We start from the raw sequence: 20,169 nt of genomic DNA on the forward strand, positions 1-20,169 counted from the left end.
ATGGCTTCCGACCTGTTCTCCCAAGTGGTCAATTCCGGGCCCGGATCATTCCTGGCCAAACAACTCGGCATCCCGCAACCCGAAGAACTCCGCCGCTACCGGCCCGGCGGGCCGGCCTTGGCCGGGTCCTTGCTGGTCGGCGGCACCGGACGGGTCGTCGAACCGCTGCGCGCCGCCCTGGCCGACGACTACGACGTCGTCTCGGCCAACATCGGCGGACGGTGGGCCGACTCCTTTGGCGGATTGGTGTTCGACGCCACCGACATCACCGAACCGGCCGGGCTCAAGGGGCTCTACGAGTTCTTCACCCCGGTGCTGCGCAACCTCGCGCCCTCGGGCCGGGTCGTGGTGATCGGCACCACCCCGTCCGACACCGGCAGCGCGCACGAGCACATCGTGCAGCGCGCGCTGGAGGGCTTCACCCGTTCGCTCGGCAAGGAACTGCGCCGGGGTGCCACGGTGTCGCTGGTGTACCTGTCCCCCGACGCCGCCGCCGGGGTGTCCGGGCTGGAGTCGACGCTGCGCTTCATCCTGTCCGGCAAGTCGGCGTTCGTCGACGGTCAGGTGTATCGGGTGGGTGCTGCCGACGCGCAGGCGCCCGCCGACTGGGACAAGCCCCTGGCCGGCAAGGTCGCCGTGGTGACCGGCGCGGCCCGCGGCATCGGCGCCACCATCGCGGAGGTCTTCGCCCGCGACGGTGCGGCCGTGGTGGCCGTCGACGTGCCCGCCGCCGAAGAGGCACTCATCCAGACCGCCGACAAGGTCGGTGGCACGGCCCTGGCACTGGACGTCACGGCCGCCGACGCGGTGGAGACGATCGTGGCGCACCTGACCGAACACCACGGGGGCCGGCTCGACGTCCTGGTCAACAACGCCGGCATCACCCGCGACAAGTTGCTGGCCAACATGGACGAGTCCCGCTGGGACGCCGTGGTGGCCGTCAATCTCGTTGCGCCACTGACTCTTACCGAGGGTCTGGTGGCGGCGGGGGCGCTCGGCGAGGGCGGCCGGGTGATCGGTTTGTCCTCGATGGCCGGCATCGCCGGCAACCGCGGCCAGACCAACTACGCGGCCACCAAGGCCGGCATGATCGGCATCGTCGAGGCGCTGTCGCCGTCGCTGGCCGAGAAGAACATCACCATCAACGCCGTCGCCCCCGGTTTCATCGAGACCAAGATGACCGAGGCGATCCCGCTGGCCACCCGCGAGGTGGGCCGTCGGCTCAACTCGCTGTTCCAGGGCGGGCAACCGGTCGACGTCGCCGAGACCATCGCCTACTTCGCCAGCCCGGCCTCGAATGCCGTGACGGGCAACACGATCCGGGTCTGCGGCCAGGCCCTGCTGGGGGCCTGATGTCTCAGCCCAACGGCCTGCTGAACATGGCGCGGGCGGTCGCCGGTGCCTTGCCGTTCATCCCGCGTGCGGGCGGTCTACCCGACCGCACGGTGCACGTGCCCGAACTCCGCATCGACCCGGCCAACGTGGCGGCCTACGCGGGTGTGACCGGGCTGCGGTTCGACGACACCGTGCCGCTGACCTACCCGTTCGCGTTGACCTTCCCGACCATGATGTCGCTGGCCACCTCGTTCGACTTCCCCTTCGCGGCAATGGGTTCGGTGCACACCGAGAATCACATCACCCAGTACCGGCCGATCACTGTCAGCGATGTGCTCGACGTGTCGGTGCACGCGGAGAACCTGCGTGAGCACCGCAAGGGTCTGCTGGTGGATCTGGTCACCGACATCAAGATCGGTTACGACCTGGCCTGGCATCAGGTCACCACGTTCCTGCATCAGCAGCGCACCAGCCTGTCCGACGAGCCGCGGCCGGAACCGCCCAAGCAGCCCAAGCTTCCACCGCCCAACGCGGTGCTGAGCATCTCGGCCGGCCAGATCCGGTCCTACGCCTCCATCGGTGGGGACCACAACCCGATCCACACGAACACCCTGGGCGCCAAGCTGTTCGGCTTCCCCACCGTCATCGCACACGGAATGTTCAGCGCCGCAGCCGTGCTGGCCAACATCGAGGGCCAGCTGCCGGATGCGGTCAAGTATTCGGTGCGCTTCGGTAAGCCGGTGCTGCTGCCGGCCCGCGCGGGCCTGTACGTGGACGCGGTCGACAACGGTTGGGAACTGGCGCTGCGACATCTGACCAAGGGATATCCGCACCTTTCGGCGACGGTGAACCGGCTCTAGACTGTGCCGGTGGCTCCCAGCCGCCCACCTCCGCCCCGGGTCGTCCGCGCCGTCGAACGCATCCGTGACGGGCTGCTGCGTTTGCGACGGCGCAGCGCCCCGGGCCCGGCCGTGCTGCTCGAACTGATCCTCGGTGCGTGGGTGTCCCAGGGCATCGCGGTGGCCGCGGAGTTGAAGATCGCCGACGCGCTGTCCGGCGGCCCGCTGCCGATCCTCGAGCTGGCCCGCCGCGTCGACGCCCACCCCGACGCTCTGGACCGGTTGATGCGGGCGCTGGTCAGCCAGGGGGTGTTCACGGCCAAGCGGGGCTCCCGCTACGCGCTGAACGCGGTGTCCGAACCGTTGCGCTCGGACGCCCCGGTGTCGATCGCCGGGATGGCCCGGTTCGTCGGAGCGCCGCAGCACCGCGAACACTGGAGCCATTTGGCCGAGGCGGTGCGGACCGGCCGGCCCATGCTGGCGCAGCTGCGCGGGATGCCGGCATTCGAATACCTGGGCACCGAACCGGAATTGGCCGCGATCTTCAACGACGCGATGACCAGTATGTCCGAACTCGCCCTCGGCCCGGTGCTCGCCGCCTACGACTTCACCCGGTTCTCCACCATCGTCGACGTCGGGGGCGGGCACGGCCGGCTGCTGTCGGCGATCCTGGCCGCCGCCCCGGCCGCGCAAGGCATCCTGTACGACTTGCCCGAAGTGGTACAGGATGCCCCAGACTTGTTGAGCCGCTTCGGTGTTGCCGACCGCGTGCAGGTGCGCGGCGGCTCCTTCTTCGAAGCGGTCCCACCCGAGGGTGACGCCTACGTGTTGAAGAACGTCATCCACGACTGGGCCGACGAGGACGCGGTGCGCATCCTGCGCACGGTCCGCGCGGCGGCCCGCCCGGGCGCCACTGTGCTGCTGCTGGAGACGGTCATCCCCGACCACCACCGGGAAGCGGTATCCAAGGTGATCGATCTGGAGATGCTGGTCTCTGCGGGCGGGCAGGAACGCACCGAACGTGAGTTCCGGGCGCTGTTCGGCCAGAGCGGGTTCCGCTTCACCCGGGTGGTGCAGACGGCGGGCCCACTGTGCGTCATCGAAGGACAGGCGGTCTGAGTCAACCCTTGTCGCTGGGTTTGCCCTTCAGGCCGCGCCAGAACAGGTTGATCATCAGGTCGGTGGCGTCCTGCACGTCGGCGTCCCCGGTGCTCACCCGGTCCGCGATGGCCTCGCCGGCACCCACCAGGGCGACCGCCATCATGTTGAAATCGGCGTCCGGCTCCGGGTGCCGCGTACCCGACTGCAGCAACCGGCCCACCAGATCGATGATCCGTTCCCGGCCCTCACGGACGGTGTGCGCGAACGCCTGCGAACTGGTGGCCTGGGAGTACAGCACGATCCACGACGCCCGGTGACTGTCGATGTAGCCCAGGAACGCCCCAACGGCGTTGGTCAGCATCTCTTTTGGGCTCAGCGTGAAGTCGATCTCGCCGCGCACCTCTTCGACGAAGCGATTCAGCTCGCGGTCCAGGCACGCCCCGAACAGCTCCTCCTTGGAGCCGTAGTACAGATAGAGCATCGGCTTGGAGATCTGCGCTTCCGCGGCGATCGCATCCATCGAGGTCTCGTGGTAGCCGTTGATGGAGAACATCTGCACGGCGGCGTCGAGCATCTGCTGCTCGCGCACCGCGCGCGGCAACCGCTTCGTTCCTCCGGCCATCGGACCAGCGTACGGCGATCAGCCGCCGCAGCTGGGGTTAGGCCCCTTGGACGCCGCCACCCGACGCACCGAGTCGTCCACCTTGGCCAGGGGCAGTTCGCCGGCGGCCACCGCCTGCTCCAGGCGGTCCAGCACCGCAGGAACCTCGGCGGTGGTGATCCACAATGCGACGTCGGCGCCCGCCTGCAACGACTTCAGCACCGCCGCGGCCACCCCGTACTGCTGGTTGATCGCCGCCATGCTGGACAGGTCGTCGGTGAACACCAGGCCACCGAAGCCGAACTCACCGCGCAGCAGGTTGTATGCGGCGGGGCTCAGGCTGGCCTGCTCACCGCCGGTCAATCCCGGGACCTGCATGTGGCCCACCATCACCGCCACCGGCTGCTGGGTGGTCAGCGTGCGGTACGGGACCAGATCGTCGTTCTGCAGCTCGGCCAGCGGCGGCGTCGACACCGCACCGGTGTGCGAATCACCGGCGGCGCGGCCGTGGCCGGGGAAGTGCTTGAGCACCGGCAGCACCCCGGCGTCCCGCAGACCGCGGGCGTAGGCGCCGGCGTACTCGGTCACCGTCGCCGGGTCGTCACCGAAGGAACGGTCCCCGATCGCGGCGCTCTGCTGCGTCAGGTCGACCACCGGGGCGAAGTCCACGGTGATGCCCAGGCCACGCATGGCCCGGCCGCGCTCCAGTGCTATCCCGTAGACCTCGTCGGCGGTCTTGGTCTCGGCCAGCTGGCGCGCCGAGGGCTGGCTGCCGATCACACCGGCCAGCCGGGACACCCTGCCGCCCTCCTCGTCGACGCTGACCGCCAGTGACAGCGGGCCCGCGTCGGCGGCGATTCCGGCCAGCGGTGCACCGAGCATCGACAAATCGGTCCAGCTGCCGATCATGATCCCGCCGACCTTGTGCTCGGTCACCGCCGCGCGGGCGTCGGCCGCGCCGGTCACACCGACCATCAGCAACTGGGCGAGCTTGTCCCGGGTCGACATCGAGGCGATGTCACAGCCGCCGGGCGCCGGGGCGGCGGGCAGCGGAAGGTCCAGCGCTGCGTTGCTCGGGACGGGTGCCTGGCTGCTCGCCGGGGCCGGCGGGGCGGCCGCCTCCTCGGTCTGGGCCGGCGAGCAGGCCAGCAGCAGACCGGACAGCGCGGTCAGGGCACCGAGTGCGCGTGACATCGACATGGGTCCCCACCCTAACCGGGTGGCCCGATCCGGGGCCGCCAATAGTCGTCCTCGGCCGCAGTCACGCGGGCTCGGTCACCTGGCTCCGGTCTCCCGCGAGCACCGCTGTACCGGCCCGAACCGACGGTCCTGCGACGTCATGGCCACATTCTGTCGTGCTAGGTTGGCGGGCATGGAACGGTTCGTCGTGCCCGCTGCGGCAAGCATCGTGGTCGGCCTGCTGTTGGGTGCGGCGGCGATCTTCGGCGTGACGCTGATGGTCCAGCAAGACACCAAGCCACCGGTGCAGTCGGGAGACCCCGCGTCCTCGGTGCTCAACCGCGTTGAATACGGCGACCGGGCCTGACCCGGGCGCGCCGTTCGCCGAAGTTCTGTCACGGCGTTGGCTGTGGCTGGTCGGTTCCGCTTTCCTGATCCTGGCGTTCTGCCAGGATCCCGGCCGGATCGCCCCTGACACCAAACTCGATCTCACCGCCAACCCGCTGCGCTTCCTGGCGCGCGCCGCCGACCTGTGGAACAGCGATCTGCCCTTCGGGCAGGCACAGAACCAGGCGTACGGCTACCTGTTCCCGCACGGTGCGTTCTTCCTGGCCGGGGACGTACTCGGGCTCCCGGACTGGGTAACCCAGCGGCTGTGGTGGGCGCTGCTGCTCACCGTCGGGTTCTGGGGATTACTGCGGGTCGCCGAGGCGCTCGGCATCGGCAGCACCACCTCGCGGGTCATCGCGGCGGCCGCCTTCGCGCTGTCCCCACGGGTGCTGACCACGCTGGGCGCCATCTCGTCGGAGACCCTGCCGATGATGCTGGCGCCCTGGGTGTTGTTGCCGGTCATCTGCGCGATGCGCGGGGACGACCGGATCCGGCTGCTGGCCGCCCGCTCGGCCGTCGCCGTCGCCCTGATGGGCGCGGTCAACGCGGTGGCGACCCTGACCGGGTGTCTGGCCGCCATCATCTGGTGGGCCGCGCACCGCCCGAACCGGCAGTGGTGGCGGTTCACCGGGTGGTGGGCGCTGTGCACCGCCCTCGCGGTCACCTGGTGGTCGGTGGCGCTGGTCATGCTGGGCCGGATCAGCCCGCCGTTTCTGGACTTCATCGAATCCTCCGGCGTCACCACCCGCTGGCTGTCGCTGACCGAGGTGCTGCGTGGCGGCGGCAGTTGGACGCCGTACGTCGCGCCCACCGCCACCGCGGGATCGTCGTTGGTCACCAGTTCGGTGGCAGTACTGGCCACCACCCTGGTCGCGGCCGCCGGGCTGGCGGGTCTGGCGATGCGGACCATGCCCGCGCGGGGCCGGCTCATCCTGATCCTGTTCGTCGGCATCACCGCGCTGGCGGTCGGGTACTCCGGCGGGCTGGGCTCCCCCATCGCCGCGCAGGTGCAGCTGTTCCTGGACGCAGACGGCACCCCGCTGCGCAACGTGCACAAGCTGGAGCCGCTGTTGCGGCTCCCGTTGGCACTCGGTCTGGCCCATCTGCTGGGCCGCATCCCGCTGCCCGGCGCCGTGCCGCGGCCGACCTGGGTGCGCGCCTTCGCCAACCCCGAACGCGACAAACGGGTGGCCGTCGGGGTCGTGGTGCTCACCGCCCTGGCCGCCGCGACCTCACTGGCCTGGACGGGCCGGCTGACCCCGCCGGGCAGCTTCGAGGCGATCCCCGGACACTGGCACGACGCCGCGGCGTGGCTCGACGAGCACAACACCGAGCGGGGCCGGGTGCTGGTCGCGCCGGGTGCGCCGTTCGCGACGCAGGTGTGGGGCAACAGTCACGACGAACCCCTGCAGGTGCTGGGCGGCAGCCCGTGGGGGGTACGCGACTCGATCCCGCTGACCCCACCGGAGACAATCCGCGCGCTCGATGCCGTGCAGCGCTTGTTCGCCGCCGGCCAGCCCTCCGCGGGCCTGGCCGACACCCTTGCCCAGCAAGGTATTTCGTACGTGGTGGTGCGCAACGACCTGGACCCCGACACCTCCCGGTCGGCCCGCCCGATCCTGGTGCACCGGGTGGTCGACGGGTCACCCGGGCTGACCAAGGTCGCCCAGTTCGGTGACCCGGTCGGCCCGGGAACGCTGGAGGGGTTCGTCACCGACAGCGGCCTGCGGCCCCGCTACCCGGCCGTCGAGATCTACCGGGTCGAGAATGCGCGTCCGGCACCGTATCTGACCGAACTGGACGCCATGGCCAGGGTGGACGGCGGACCGGAAGCCCTGCTGCGCCTCGATGAACGCCGGCGACTCGACGACCGGCAGCCGCTCGGACCGATGCTGCTGACCGCCGACGCCCAGCGTGCGGGCGTGCCGGCACCGCTGGTCACCGTCACCGACACTCCGCTGGCCCGGGAAACCGACTACGGGCGCGTCGACAACCACTCCTCGGCGATCCGCACCCCAGACGAACTGCGGCACACCTTCAACCGGGTGATGGACTACCCGGCCGGCACCGACCCGCTGTACGCGCGGTGGACCGGCGGACGCATCAGCGTGTCCAGTTCGGCCGCGGATTCGACTGCGTTGCCCAATGTCTCGCCGTCATCGGGACCGGCCGCCGCGATCGACGCCGACTCCTCGACCAGCTGGGTATCCAACTCCCTGCAGACCGCGGTGGGCCAATGGATGCAGGTCGACTTCGACCACCCGGTGACCAATGCCGCGGTCACCATCACCCCGAGCGCCACCGCCGTCGGAGCCCAGGTGCGCCGCATCGAGGTCTCGACCGTGAACGGCACCACCACCCTGCGTTTCGAGGAGCCCGGTAAACCGTTGACCGCGGCGCTGCCGTTCGGTGAGACACCATGGATGCGGATCACCGCGGTCGGCACCGACGACGGTTCCCCGGGCGTGCAGTTCGGTATCACGGATCTGAGCGTGACCCAGTACGACGCGTCGGGCTTCGCCCACCCGGTGGCGCTGCGCCGCACCGTCGACGTGCCCGGCCCGGCCGCCGGTTCGGCGGTGGCGCAGTGGGATCTGGGATCCGACCTGCTGGGCAGGCCGGGCTGTGCCGAGGCGCCCGACGGGGTCCGGTGCGCGGCCACGCTGGCCCTGTCCCCGGAGGAGCAGGTCAACATGAGCCGCACCCTGACGGTGCCCGAGGCCATGGAGGTGACGCCGACGGTGTGGGTCCGGGCCCGCCAGGGCCCGCGGCTGGCGGATCTGATCGCCACCCCCGGAACCACTCGCGCCGTGGGCGATTCGGATCTGATCGACGTGCTCGGCTCGGCGTACGCCGCCACCGACGGCGATGTCCGCACCTCGTGGACGGCGCCGCAGAACAATGTGCAGTTGAAGAAGCCGCCGACGCTGACCGTGCGGCTGCCGGAGGCCACCGAGGTGGCGGCGCTTCGACTGACGCCGAGCGCTTCGCCACTGCCCGCCCATCCCGAGATGGTCGCGGTCAACCTCGGCGCTGGGCCGCAGGTGTTCCGGCTCGACGGCGACGGGCCGCACACCCTCGAGTTGATGCCCACCGTGACCGACAGCATCGAGCTGTCGATCCTGGACTGGACCGATGTGATCGACCGCACCGCACTGGGATTCGATCAGCTCAAGCCCACCGGCCTGGCGGAGGTGACCGCCCTCGACGCGGCGGGGACGGCGATCGCGCCCGCCGACCCGGCCGACCGGGACCGCTCGATCACGCTGCCGTGCGGCCGCGGCCCGATCATCGGTGTCGCCGGCCGGTTCATCCAGACGTCGGTGTCCACCACCGTCGGCGCGCTACTGAACAACGAACCCATCGCCGCGAAACCCTGTGGCGGCGAACCGCTCACACTTCCGCAGGGCCAGCAGGAACTGCTGGTCAGTCCGGGTGAGGCGTTCGTCGTCGACGGCGTCCAGCTGGCCGGCCCGCGCGCGGACGAGCTGCACCCGGCGCCGATGGTGCCCGCGAACACCGGACGGTGGGCAGCAGATCACCGCGAGGTCGACGTGACCGCCGCCGACCTCGACCGGGTTCTGGTGGTCCCGGAGAGCGTGAACCCGGGCTGGGTGGCGCACACCGCGGACGGCACTGCGCTGCAGGCGATCACCGTCAACGGCTGGCAGCAGGGCTGGGTGGTGCCGGCGGGCACCGGCGGCCCCCTCACCCTCACATTCCCGTCGAACAGCACCTACCGGATCGGCCTGTTCGGTGGCCTTGCCCTGTTGCCGTTGCTGGCGATGCTGGCGCTGCTGCCGATCCGGCGCAGGGCCGAGGGCATACCGGTACCGACCTGGGCGCCCCCGCCGTGGTTGACTGCGGCAGCCGCGCTGATCGCGGGTGCGCTGATCAGCGGCCCGGTCGGGGCGGCGGCGGTGGCCGCGGCGATCGGGGTCCGGTATCTGCTGGGCGACCGCGCGGAGCGGATGACGGTCGTGGTGACGGCGGGCGGCCTGATCGCGGCCGGTGCGGTGTTGTCCCGCGGGCCGTGGCGTTCGGTGGACGGGTACGTCGGCCATTCGGCCGGAGTGCAGTTGCTCGCCCTGCTCTCGGTCGCCATGCTGGCGGCCTCGACGGTGGGGCTGCGACGCCCGCCCAGATCTGCCGAATAGCCGACTGGTCAGGCCGGTTTGCGCGCGATGGCCAGGTGACCGGGCATCTGGACGCGCCCGACTCCCGGTATCTCGGCGTGCAACTGCGCCGGACGGATCTCGTCGACCGTCCAGTGCCGGCAGATCTCGGCGCGCAGCTGTTCCGCGGTGAACTGGGTGGGCGCCGGGCCTTCATGGTCCTCGAAGGCACCCGCCCCGAACGCGAGGATGTAGAAGGTCGCGCCCGGGGCTGCGGCACGCCGTACCGAGCGCAGGTAGCCGTCGCACAGCTCATCGGGTAGAGCGTGCAGTAGGCCGCTGTCGAAGACGGTGCCGAATCGTCCGTCGTACCCGGCGAACGAGGAGATGTCGGCGGCCACGAAGGTCGCGTTCACCAGGCCGCGCTCCGCGGCGGTACGGGTCGCCGTCTCGATCGCGGCGGGACTCAGGTCGATTCCGACGACCGGGTGACCGAGCGCCGCGACGGCCATCGCCAACTCTGCATGTCCGCAACCTGCGTCGAGAACCTCGCCATGCACGGCGCCTTCCACCCGCAGCAGTGCCGCGTATTCCGGTTGCGGTTCCCCGATGCTCCAGGCCGGAGGTGCGTCGGCGCGATAGGCCTCGTCCCAGTTGATTCGCTGTGTCATGAACTCATTTCCTTTCCCCGGCGAGGCGCCGGCCGGTGGCGCGATCGTCGACGCCCATACCTCGCGCCACTACGCTATAGTACAAATTTGAACTATATGAATCTCTTAGCGAAACATCGGTTTTTCTCGGCAACTCCGAGAATGATCAACATCCTGACCAGAGACTGGAGAGGTGATGAAGGCCAGGCTGAGTGCCGCCCAGGAACAGGTGTGGCGACCCTACATCGAAGCCAGCCTGCTCCTGGAGACTCGATTGGACGAGAACCTCAGGGACAGGACCGGCCTGTCGCTGATCGACTATCACGTACTGATGCTGCTGTCACACGCCCCACAGCAACGGCTGAGGATGAGCGACCTCGCCGACCGGTTGGTGTTCTCGCGCAGCCGTATCAGCTACCAGATCACTTCCATGTCCAAGCGTGGCCTGGTGCTGCGCGAGCCAGTCCCGGAGGACGGCCGCGGATACCGGGCAGTGCTCACCGCGACCGGAGCCGACATTCTCAGAAGTGCCGCACCGATCCACGCCGAGCCGGTGCGCGACCTGTTCTTCAGCTGTATTCACGATGACGAAATGCCTTATATAGAACGGGTTTTCTCCAGGCTCGACCAACACCTCCGAACGACGGGGGCAACCTCGTGACCTTCACCGACGCCGAGTTGTCCTTCCTTCGCCAACAACAGATCGGCAGGCTCGGTACCATCGACCGCCACGGGCAACCACAGATCCGCCCGGTGGGAGTACACCTCACCGCCGACCGCACCGGCATAGAGATCGTGGGTCACGCACTCGCCGGCACCCAGAAATGGCGCAACGTACTCGAGAACCCGAAGGTCGCCTTCATCGTCGATGAGGTCGCTTCGATCCGGCCGCCCCGGGCCCGCGGAGTCGAGATCCGCGGCACGGCAACCGTTCATCCTGGCGCAGGCACCACCGACGGTGGATTGAGCGGAGACGTCATCCGCATCACACCCCGGCGCATCGTGTCATGGGGATTGGATGCGGCGGAAACAACTGCGCGGTCCGTCGACTGACCTAGACGTCGAGCACGAGACGCGCAGTGAGCGAACGGGATACGCACGTCAGCATGGACGTGCCACGTTCGGTGTCGGTGAGCCGGTTGTCGCGGTGCTCGGGCGTGCCCGCGAGCACCCGGACCCGGCAGGTGCCACAGAATCCCTGCCGGCAGGAGTATGCGGTGTCGGGCCGGTGCCGCACCAGGGCGTCGAGCACCGTTTCGTCGGCGGCGACGTCGAGGACCTCGCCGCTGCGGGCCAGTTCGATCTCGAACGGCTTCCCGTCCCGCACCGGTGGTGCGCTGAAGCGTTCGAAATGCAGTGCCGAAGCTCCGGATCGGGCGAAGTTCCGTCGCACCGTCTCGATCATCGGCGGCGGTCCGCACACGTAGACCGCCCCCTGTGCGGGTGCGTGCCCCAGCAGGTCCTCGACGCCGGGCACCCCCTGCTCGTCGTCGAGGCGGATCGTCACCCGGGACGGGTCCCAGGACGTGATCTCGTCGAGGAACGGGATGGTGTCGGCGCTGCGGCCGCAGTACACGAAATGCCAATCGGTGCCCAGCCGTTGAGCGGCGAGCACCATCGGCAGGATCGGGGTGATGCCGATACCGCCGGCGATGTAGAGAGCCCGCGGGTAGGGAATGAACGGGAATCCGTTGCGCGGCCCGCGGACGGTGACGGTATCGCCCTCCGACAGCGCGTGCATCTCCACCGAGCCCCCGCCGCCGGTGGGGATGCGGCGGACCGCGATCCGGTACCGCGAGCGGTCCTGCGGGTCGCCGCACAGCGAGTACTGTCGCCGCCGCCCGGAGGGCAGGTGCAGATCGAGGTGACCGCCGGGCTGCCAGGGCGGCAGTTCCACACCATCGGCGGCGCGGAACGTCAGTGCCACCACGTCATTGTCGCGGGCGACCACGCGGCGCTCGGCCAGTACGAGGGTCATCGCGTCGTCGGCGGCCCGGACGGCACGCCGCCCGTCGTACCCGGACCGGCTGACCGGGCGCAGCCAGAACCGGTCCAGCATGGTGGCCACCAGATTGATGGCACGGTCGTCGATCGGTGCGCCGACCGGCGGGACCCGCTTCACGGCCGGGTCGGCCTGGTCGCCGGCGAGGAGGCCAGGTAGGCCACCGCCTGCGCGGTGTCACCCACATCCCCCGGTGTGTAGCGGGGGCGGAAATACTGCAGCACCCGCCACACGATCAGCGTGAAGGACGGCGTCAGACCCGCGTGTGCCGAACGGAACAGGCTGCGCCACACGCGTTTACGCCTGCGCGGCGACCAGTTCACGTTCGGGTCGACACGGAGCAGGAACCGGATCCCCTGCCAGATCAGATACAGCAGCACCGGCCCCACCACCACCTGCGCCCGGGCCCGGCGCAGGTAGCTGCCGTCGAAGTGGTGCAGCAGGTCATGCGACACCATCCGGTGCTCCACCTCTTCGGCGCCGTGCCAGCGCAGCAGGTCGACGACGGTGGTATGCGCGGTGGTCTCGTTGAGCCCCTTGGCGTTGAGCACCCAGTCGCCCAGGAACGCGAAGATGTGCTCCAGCGCCGCGATCACCGCGAGCCGCTCGACGAGGTAGTTGTGCGCCCGTTCGCCGCTGACCGGGCGCGGGCCGAGCAGGTTGCCGAAGACGTAGTCGGCGCGGGCGATCATCGGCGCCGGGTCGATCCCATGCCGGGTCAGATATTCGTTGAGGCCGGTGTGCGCGTTGGCGTGCTGGGCCTCCTGCCCCATGAAGCCGATGACGTCTTCGCGCAGCTTGCCGTCGTCGATGTGGGGCAGCGCCTCCTTCAACACGGTGATGAACCATTCCTCACCGGCAGGCAGCAGCAGCGACAGCGCGTTGTAGAGGTGGGTGGCGACCGGGTGGCCGTACACGTAGTGCGCAGGCACATCGGTCAGGTCGAACTGCACGGCGCGCGCGTGCAGCGCGATCGCCGTCCCGTCCGGGGTATCCGTGTCCAACAGCTCCATCCGCGAAACGGTACCCCTGGTACCGGGTAAAAGTCGATACACCGGAACCGGCCCGCACACCGGCGCCGGGCTCCTAGCATCGGCGGGATGTCGGACGTCGAAACCGCCCGCGGCCCGGTATCCACCGCGGATCTCGGTGTCACGCTCATGCACGAGCACGTGTTCATCATGAGCACCGAGATCGCCGAGAACTATCCGGACGCCTGGGGCGACGAGGACCGGCGGATCGCCGACGCGATCACCCGGCTCGACGAGCTGAAATCCCGCGGGGTCGACACCGTCGTCGACCTGACCGTCATCGGTCTGGGCCGGTACATCCCGCGGATCGCGGCGATCGCGGCCGCCACCGAGATCAACATCGTGGTGGCCACCGGGCTGTACACCTACAACGACGTGCCGATGCGGTTTCACTTCCAGGGGCCGGGCACCCTGCTCGACGGGCCCGAGATCATGACCGAGATGTTCGTCCGCGACATCACCGAGGGCATCGCCGGGACCGGGATCAAGGCGGCAATCCTCAAGTGCGCCACCGACGAACCCGGCGTCACCCCCGGCGTCGAACGGGTGCTGCGCGCGGTCGCCGGCGCGCACCGCGAGACCGGTGTCCCCATCTCCACCCACACCCACGCGGGTACCCGGCGCGGCCTGGAACAGCAGCGCATCTTCGCCGAGGAGGGCGTCGATCTGCAGCGCGTGGTGATCGGGCACTCCGGGGACAGCACCGATCTGGACTATCTGGAGGAACTCATCGCCGCCGGCTCCTACCTGGGCATGGACCGGTTCGGGCTGGATTCGATCCTGCCGTTCGAACAACGCGTGGACACCGTCGCGCGGATGTGCGAGCGCGGGCACGCCGAGAAGATGGTGCTCTCCCACGACGCGTCCTGCTACTTCGACGCGCTACCCGAGGAAGTGGTGGCTACGGCCCTGCCGAACTGGCACTACCTGCACATCCACAACGACGTCATCCCGGCGCTCAGACAGCGCGGGGTCACCGACGAGCAGCTGCGGACCATGCTGGTGGACAACCCGCGCCGGATCTTCTCCGACGTCGGCGGTCACTGAGCGACCGCGTCGCGCACCGCGCTGTCCCGCGCGGTGGCCCGGTGGTGGCGGGTCTCCCAGCGCCGCAGCGCCTCCCGGCAGGGCGACTCGACCAGCGCATAGCTCACCGCGGCAATGGCGAAGCCGAACACCAGGGTGAGCGCCAGCACCAGCGGCATGTGCCCGCTGAACGGGAACTCCCCGATCAGCGGGAACACCATCGCCAGCGCGGCGAGGTGCCAGATGAACAGTCCGTAGGACCACCGGCCCAACGTCACCATCACCGGGCTGCCCAGCAGCCGGTGCGCGGTGTCCGGTGCGTCGAGCACCAGCGGCGCGAGCAGGGCACCGGCGACGACCGCGCCCATCGAGGTCTTCAGCACGAACTGTCCGACGGTGCCCGGGGTCAGGCCCTCGGGACCGGCCAGCGGTGAGGCCGCCACCAGGAAGGCCGCCAACGCGATGACGGCCATCAACACCCGCCGGCGGGCCAGTCGGTGCGCCCAGCCCACCGGGCTGACCGACAACTCGGCCAGCACCATGCCGGCCGCGAACCAGGAGAAGAAGGCCGGCGGCCAGTTCAGCGGGTTCACCCCGTAGGGCGGGTCGAACGGGATCAGCCCCCAGGCCAGGCTCGCGGCCGCCAGCCCCGCGATGGCCGGGATGCGTGCCCGCACCGGCAACCGCCGGGCCAGCAGGGCCAGCAAGGGCAGTGCCAGATAGAAGCAGACCTCCACCGACAGGCTCCACATCTGGGTGAGCCCGGAGGTCAGCGTCAACGGGACGTAGATCTGGGTGAGCGTCAGGTTGGCCAGCCAGACCGTGAGATTCGCGCCGGTATCCGGCATCAACGTGAGAATCACGACGACCGCCACCAGATAGCCCGGCATGATGCGGACCAGCCGTGACCGCAGGTAGTGCCCGGTCCGGGGGCGGTGGCGCATACCGCGCTCGGCGGCGGCGTGCCCGCGCCAGAGCAGGAATCCCGACAACGCGAAGAACAACGCCACGGCCAGGTCGAATCGGCCCAGCAACCGGCCCGAAACCCCACCGGTGTTGCCGGTCTGGAACGCCACGTGGGTGATCACCACCCCGATCGCGGCGCAGGCGCGCATGCCCTCGACCGCGGGCAGGAAGTCCCGGGATGCGCCGGAGTTCCTCCGGTCCTCGGGTGCCGTCATGGCGACCAGTCTGCCGGTAACTGTCGTCGCCATGGTCGTCGGCCTTATCGTGGACTGTTAGGGTCGACTCCGACCGAAGGGAGCCGGGTTGAACCGCGCAGTGGCCCTGCGAATTGCCGCATGTGGACTTCTCGGGCTGGGCGCTGCCCTGCTGATCGCAGCATTGCTGCTGTCCACCTACACGCACGGCAAGATCGCCAAGATTCCGCTCGACATGGATGCCGACCTGATGAGCGAGGGCACCGGCACCGCGCTCGACCCTGCGTCGCTGTCGTCCCCCGAGCGCTTCGTCATCGACGAGAACGTCCCGGTGGCACTGCAGCAACAGCTCAGCGTGGAGGCTCCCTCCAACGCCGACGTCGTCACCCTGCAGGTCGGCAGCTCGTTGCGACGCACCGACAAGCAGCAGGACGAGGGTCTGCTGCTGGCGATGGTCGACACCGTGACGCTCGACCGCGCCACCGCCATGGCGGTGTCCAGCGACACCAATCCCGGCGGCGCCGTGCAGAAGCCGCGCACCATCGAGGACGACGCACCGCCCACCAACGTGGCGCTCCCCCACGAGGGGCTGTCCTACCGGTTCCCGTTCGACACCGAGAAGAAGACCTACCCGTACTTCGATCCGATCGCGCAGAAGGCGTTCGACGCCAACTACGACGGTGAGGAAGACGTCAACGGCCTGACCACCTACCGCTTCACCCAGAACATCGGCTACGACGCCGACGGCAAGCTGGTCGAGCCGGTGCGGTACGCGTCGCTCTACGACAACGACGAGGACAGCCAGGTCACCGCGCGGGCGTCGCTGTGGGGCGTGGAAGCCGAAGACCCGTACGAGCCGATCACGATGACGCGCTACTACGCGGCGCAGCGCACCTTCTGGGTGGATCCGGTGACCGGCACCATCGTGCAGGCCAAGGAGCATGGTTTCCACTACTACTCGCGCGACGAGCTCAAGCCCGAGGTGACCTTCGCCGATTTCACGGTGACCTCCACCGAGAAGACCGTCGAGTCGCAGGTTGCCGCCGCGCGTGACGAGGCCGACCATCTGGCGCTGTGGAGCCGGATCCTGCCGATCACGTTCGCCGCGCTCGGCCTGGTGACGCTGGTGGGTGGTGTGCTGCTGGGCTCGTTCGCCATGCGGGCCGAGTCGGCGCTGATCGATCCCGGGCTGGACGGGTCCGACCGTGGCTTCTTCGGCCGCCGCGATGACGCCGATTCCGGGCCGATGCCGGCCGCCGAAGCCCAGACCGAGAAGATCCCGACCCGGCGGCCCACCGACCTGCCGCCGGACCGACCGGTCTGATCGCTCGACCGACCCGCCGGCACCTGCCCGCGCTGTACGCGCTGGTGCTGGCGCTGGTGGTGACGGCGCCGCTGCTGGCGCCGGGCTATCTGCTGCTGCGTGACGCGGTGTCCACACCGCGGTCCTATCTCTCCGATGCGGCGCTGGGCCTGACCCAGGCGGCGCCGCGCGCGCTGCCCCAGGATTTCGCCATCGCGGTGGCCTCCCAGGTGCTCGACGGCGGCGTGCTGGTGAAGCTGCTGCTGATCCTGGGGCTGTGGCTGGCCGGCTGGGGTGCCGCCCGGCTGGTCGCCCAGGTGCTGCCCGGCACCGGTCTGGGCGGCCAGTTTGTCGCCGTCACCCTGGCCATCTGGAATCCATATGTGGCCGAGCGTCTGCTGCAGGGACATTGGAGTCTGCTGGTCGGTTACGGCTGCCTGCCCTGGGTGGCCACCGCGATGCTGGCCCACCGGCACTGGCAACTGGTGTTCTGGGTGGCGCTGGCCGGTCTGACGCCCACCGGGCTGGTGCTGGCCGCGATCGTCGCGCTGGTCTGCTGCCGGACGTGGCGCGACGCCGGGGTCACGGCGGGGGCGGCCGTCGCATCGGCGCTGCCCTGGCTGGTGGCTGCGGCGGTGGCCGACTCCCTGTCTTCGACCGCCGGTGCCGGGGTGACGGCGTTCGCGGCCCGGGCCGAGCCCGGGTTGGGCACCCTGGGCAGCCTCGCCGGGCTGGGCGGCATCTGGAACGCCCAGGCGGTGCCCGATTCCCGCACCACGTTGGTCGCCCTGGTCGCCACCGGGGTGCTGTTGGCGGTGGTCGCCGCCGGGCTGCCGGTGGTGCTGCGCCGGCGCGAGGCACGTCCGCTGCTGGTGCTCGCGGCGGTCGCGGTGCTGGTGCCCGCGGCGCTGGCCACCGGACCGGGTCTGGCCGCACTCGAGTGGTTGACCCGCACGGTGCCGGGTCTGGGGCTGCTGCGGGACGGGCAGAAGTGGGTGGCGCTGGCCCTGCCCGGCTATGTGCTGGCCGCCGCCGGGGTGGCGAGGTTCGGGCGCTCGGTGACGGTGGTGTGCTGCGTGGCGCTGATCGCCGTGCTGCCCGATCTGGCCTTCGGGGTCGCCGGAAAGGTGCGCGCGGTGCAGTACCCCGCGGGCTGGGCGACCGTTGCGGCGATCATCAACGCCGACCCGCGACCGGTGGCGGTGCTACCGCCGGACAGCATGCGGCAGTTCTCCTGGGCCGGGCCGGCCCCGGTGCTGGATCCGCTGCCGCGCTGGGTGTCGGCCGAGGTGCTGGGCAGCGGCGACCTGGTGATCGGCGGGCAGACGGTGCCCGGGGAGGGTGCGCGGGGCCGTGCGGCAACCCGGCTGCTGCTCGACGGTGCGTCCCGCGACGAGCTGGCCGGGGCCGGCATCGGCTGGGTGGTAGTTCAATCCGGCTCGGCCGCAATGGATCTGCCACTGACCTACCGGGATGAGGATATCGCGCTGTACGACGTCGGCGGATCGGCCCCGCCGGCCGCGAAACGACCGCTGCTGATCGGCGCGCATCTGGTGTGGCTGCTGACGATGGCCGGAGCCGGGATCGCCACGGCGGTCGGCCGGTTCAGACGACGCCGCTGACGAACTGTCCCGCGTGCACCGATTCGAGCACGGTGCGCATCGCGTCGGCGGACAGCGTCCAGGAGAACTCCGCGCTGCGGATCCGCGCCTTGGCGCCCAGTTCCTCGCGCAGCACCGGGTCGGTGAGCAGTCGGCGCAGCCCGTCCACGAGGCTGTCAGGGCCGTCGACCAGCAGTCCGGTGACGCCGTCCACGATGGAGTCCGTCAGACCACCGGAGCTACGGTAGCCGATGGTCGGCACCCCGTGTTGCGCCGCCTCGATGACGGCCAGCCCCCAACCCTCCTTGCGCGAGGGCAGCACGTGAACCCAACTCTGCTGCACGACATGATGTTTGGCTTCGTCGTCGATATGGCCGTGGAAGGTGACGGCATCGGTGATGCCCAGCGCCGCGGCATGCTGCACCAGCGGCTGCTCCCACCACCCGCCGCCCACGATGTCCAGGTGCAGGCCCGGGATCTGCGGCCGCAGGGCCGCGACGGCGTCGAGCGCATCCTCGATCTGCTTGTGCGGCACCAGACGTGAGAGCACCGACACCCGTGGGGTGGCGGACCGCCCGGCGGTCAACGTCGCCGACGGGGCCTCGTCCAATCCGTTGCGCACCACCGCGATTCGCGCACTGTCGACGCCGAGGTCGGTGAGCTCGCGCGCCGACGGCAGTGACACCGTCACGTACTGGTTGCGGCGGTGCAGTGCCGGGGAGAGCCGAGACTCGACGAACCAGCCGAAGCGGCCGGTACGCCGACCGGCCACCGGCCACTGCTCGCGGTGGCAGTGGTGCACCAGCAGTACCGAGCGCCGCCCGTAGGCCAGCCGGGCCAGGAACGGTATGCCGTTCTGGGTGTCGATGATCACGTCGGGCCGGGCGTGCCGCAGCGGGCCCAGGCCCATTCGTGCGGCCACCATGGCCAGACCGGCCCGCACGTAGACCGAATAGGGACCGCCGCCGCGGCTGACCGTCACGCCGTCGAGGGTGTCGTGGCGCCCGGCGCCCGGGTAGCGGGCGGTGCGCAGCGTGACCGCGACTCCGGATGCCGCCAGTTGGGCACCGATGCGCTGCAGGTAGGCCTCACTGCCCCCGCCCTGGGGGTGCCCGGTGTCGCGCCAGCCCAGCAGCAGCACGCGCCGGACGGGCCGGGCACCGGGAGCTTGAGACATAACCCGGCCAGCCTAACTCGCGCGGAAACCGGTCATCGCCATCACGATGTCGACCGCCGCATCGGCGAGGGTGTCCCGGCTCACGTTCAACCGGCCGTCGGCCCAGTCGAGGTAGAGCGCCACCAGGGCACCGCCCAGCGCGGTGGACAGAATCTGGATCCGGGCCACATCCCCGGAGAGCAGGTCGCCCAGCTGGGGGCCCAGCACCGGGATCAGTGCGGTCACGAACGCGGGGGTGCGGCTGGCGCTGTGCTTGCGCAGGGTGTCGTCGGCCAGCGGTTCGCGCAGCAGGATCCGGGCCCGCTGCGGATCCTCCTCGAAGAAGTCCGCACAGCTCTCCAGCACCTCGCGCAGGGTGACCGGGTGATCGGTGCGCCGGCTCACGAGGTGCGCCAGCAGCCGTTCCTCGACCTGGTTGTACACCGCGACGAGCAGGTCCTCACGACTGTCGAAGCTCTCGTAGAAGTAGCGGGGGCTGAGCTGGGCGTCGCGGCATACCGCGCGCATGGTGACCGCCGCCGATCCCCCGGATCCGAGCAGTTTGCGCCCGACGTCGAGCAGGGTCGTCCGCCGGTCTGCGGTGCGGTCCCGCAGCGTCTGGCCGCGCCAGACCTTCGTCGGTGCCACGGCGCCGATCCTCTCACGAGGATCTGCGGGAT

At 70.1% G+C, this 20,169-nt stretch carries 18 protein-coding genes; 10 read left to right on the plus strand and 8 right to left on the minus strand.

The genetic code is table 11. The features are described from left to right. Genes V4U86_RS26985 through V4U86_RS26995 form a run of 3 tightly spaced genes read left to right on the plus strand, consistent with a single transcriptional unit; the run spans position 1 to position 3,293 of the window. The gene (locus V4U86_RS26985) at positions 1–1,353 is read left to right on the plus strand and encodes a 3-oxoacyl-ACP reductase (RefSeq protein WP_395308903.1); all 1,353 of its coding nucleotides are present in this window, start codon (positions 1–3) and stop codon (positions 1,351–1,353) included. Beyond that, positions 1,353–2,195: a MaoC/PaaZ C-terminal domain-containing protein gene (locus tag V4U86_RS26990; RefSeq protein WP_395308904.1), complete on the plus strand. Its 843-nt coding sequence runs from the start codon at positions 1,353–1,355 to the stop codon at positions 2,193–2,195. The genes V4U86_RS26985 and V4U86_RS26990 overlap by 1 nt, the downstream gene beginning before the upstream one ends. A 9-nt stretch (positions 2,196–2,204) precedes the next feature. Beyond that, on the plus strand, positions 2,205–3,293 hold the full coding sequence (locus V4U86_RS26995; RefSeq protein ID WP_395308905.1) for a methyltransferase: 1,089 nt from the start codon (positions 2,205–2,207) through the stop codon (positions 3,291–3,293). A 1-nt stretch (position 3,294) separates the two neighbouring features. Here V4U86_RS26995 and V4U86_RS27000 read toward each other — a convergent pair whose 3' ends face one another. After that, on the minus strand, positions 3,295–3,897 hold the full coding sequence (locus V4U86_RS27000) for a TetR/AcrR family transcriptional regulator (protein WP_395308906.1): 603 nt from the start codon (positions 3,895–3,897) through the stop codon (positions 3,295–3,297). An 18-nt stretch (positions 3,898–3,915) separates the two neighbouring features. Beyond that, the gene (locus V4U86_RS27005) at positions 3,916–5,076 is read right to left on the minus strand and encodes a glycoside hydrolase family 3 N-terminal domain-containing protein (protein WP_395308907.1); all 1,161 of its coding nucleotides are present in this window, start codon (positions 5,074–5,076) and stop codon (positions 3,916–3,918) included. 172 nt (positions 5,077–5,248) lie between these two features. Between V4U86_RS27005 and V4U86_RS27010 the strand changes: the two genes are divergently transcribed. Together V4U86_RS27010 and V4U86_RS27015 are read left to right on the plus strand one after the other, a co-directional pair. Then, entirely contained in the window at positions 5,249–5,422 is a 174-nt protein-coding gene (locus V4U86_RS27010) for a DUF2613 domain-containing protein (RefSeq protein WP_067990124.1), read from the plus strand. A gap of 25 nt (positions 5,423–5,447) precedes the next feature. Continuing rightward, positions 5,448–9,602, plus strand: a complete 4,155-nt coding sequence (locus V4U86_RS27015; protein WP_395312230.1) for an alpha-(1->3)-arabinofuranosyltransferase domain-containing protein — start codon at positions 5,448–5,450, stop codon at positions 9,600–9,602. 8 nt (positions 9,603–9,610) lie between these two features. Here V4U86_RS27015 and V4U86_RS27020 read toward each other — a convergent pair whose 3' ends face one another. Then, positions 9,611–10,231: a class I SAM-dependent methyltransferase gene (locus V4U86_RS27020; protein WP_395308908.1), complete on the minus strand. Its 621-nt coding sequence runs from the start codon at positions 10,229–10,231 to the stop codon at positions 9,611–9,613. A gap of 175 nt (positions 10,232–10,406) precedes the next feature. Between V4U86_RS27020 and V4U86_RS27025 the strand changes: the two genes are divergently transcribed. Both V4U86_RS27025 and V4U86_RS27030 read left to right on the plus strand, forming a co-directional pair. Next, complete coding sequence (locus V4U86_RS27025; protein WP_395308909.1) at positions 10,407–10,871, plus strand: MarR family winged helix-turn-helix transcriptional regulator; 465 nt, start codon at positions 10,407–10,409, stop codon at positions 10,869–10,871. Further along, positions 10,868–11,263 carry a PPOX class F420-dependent oxidoreductase gene (locus V4U86_RS27030; RefSeq protein WP_395308910.1) on the plus strand — a complete coding sequence of 132 codons (396 nt, stop codon included), beginning with the start codon at positions 10,868–10,870 and terminating at the stop codon, positions 11,261–11,263. The genes V4U86_RS27025 and V4U86_RS27030 overlap by 4 nt, the downstream gene beginning before the upstream one ends. A 1-nt stretch (position 11,264) precedes the next feature. On the opposite strand, the gene V4U86_RS27035 is transcribed toward V4U86_RS27030, so the two are convergent. Together V4U86_RS27035 and V4U86_RS27040 are read right to left on the minus strand one after the other, a co-directional pair. Continuing rightward, on the minus strand, positions 11,265–12,269 hold the full coding sequence (locus V4U86_RS27035; RefSeq protein ID WP_425590837.1) for a PDR/VanB family oxidoreductase: 1,005 nt from the start codon (positions 12,267–12,269) through the stop codon (positions 11,265–11,267). A gap of 59 nt (positions 12,270–12,328) precedes the next feature. Next, entirely contained in the window at positions 12,329–13,225 is an 897-nt protein-coding gene (locus V4U86_RS27040) for a metal-dependent hydrolase (RefSeq protein ID WP_395308912.1), read from the minus strand. 87 nt (positions 13,226–13,312) lie between these two features. On the opposite strand from V4U86_RS27040, the gene V4U86_RS27045 reads away from it, so the two are divergent. Continuing rightward, positions 13,313–14,290, plus strand: a complete 978-nt coding sequence (locus tag V4U86_RS27045; protein WP_395308913.1) for a phosphotriesterase-related protein — start codon at positions 13,313–13,315, stop codon at positions 14,288–14,290. Here V4U86_RS27045 and V4U86_RS27050 read toward each other — a convergent pair. Beyond that, positions 14,284–15,450, minus strand: a complete 1,167-nt coding sequence (locus V4U86_RS27050) for an acyltransferase family protein (protein WP_395308914.1) — start codon at positions 15,448–15,450, stop codon at positions 14,284–14,286. The genes V4U86_RS27045 and V4U86_RS27050 overlap by 7 nt on opposite strands. Before the next feature lie 88 nt (positions 15,451–15,538). Here V4U86_RS27050 and V4U86_RS27055 point away from each other — a divergent pair, with 88 nt between their 5' ends. Both V4U86_RS27055 and V4U86_RS27060 read left to right on the plus strand, forming a co-directional pair. Continuing rightward, positions 15,539–16,753, plus strand: coding sequence for a DUF3068 domain-containing protein (locus V4U86_RS27055; RefSeq protein WP_395308915.1), 1,215 nt, complete (start codon positions 15,539–15,541; stop codon positions 16,751–16,753). 23 nt (positions 16,754–16,776) lie between these two features. Next, positions 16,777–18,354 carry a hypothetical protein gene (locus V4U86_RS27060; RefSeq protein ID WP_395312231.1) on the plus strand — a complete coding sequence of 526 codons (1,578 nt, stop codon included), beginning with the start codon at positions 16,777–16,779 and terminating at the stop codon, positions 18,352–18,354. On the opposite strand, the gene V4U86_RS27065 is transcribed toward V4U86_RS27060, so the two are convergent. Both V4U86_RS27065 and V4U86_RS27070 read right to left on the minus strand, forming a co-directional pair. Continuing rightward, entirely contained in the window at positions 18,338–19,510 is a 1,173-nt protein-coding gene (locus V4U86_RS27065; RefSeq protein WP_395308916.1) for a glycosyltransferase family 4 protein, read from the minus strand. The genes V4U86_RS27060 and V4U86_RS27065 overlap by 17 nt on opposite strands. Positions 19,511–19,522: 12 nt before the next feature. Beyond that, entirely contained in the window at positions 19,523–20,137 is a 615-nt protein-coding gene (locus V4U86_RS27070; RefSeq protein WP_395308917.1) for a TetR/AcrR family transcriptional regulator, read from the minus strand. Positions 20,138–20,169: the final 32 nt, after the last annotated feature.

The organism is Mycobacterium sp. AMU20-3851, from assembly GCF_043974665.1.
Taxonomy (GTDB): Bacteria; Actinomycetota; Actinomycetes; order Mycobacteriales; family Mycobacteriaceae; genus Mycobacterium.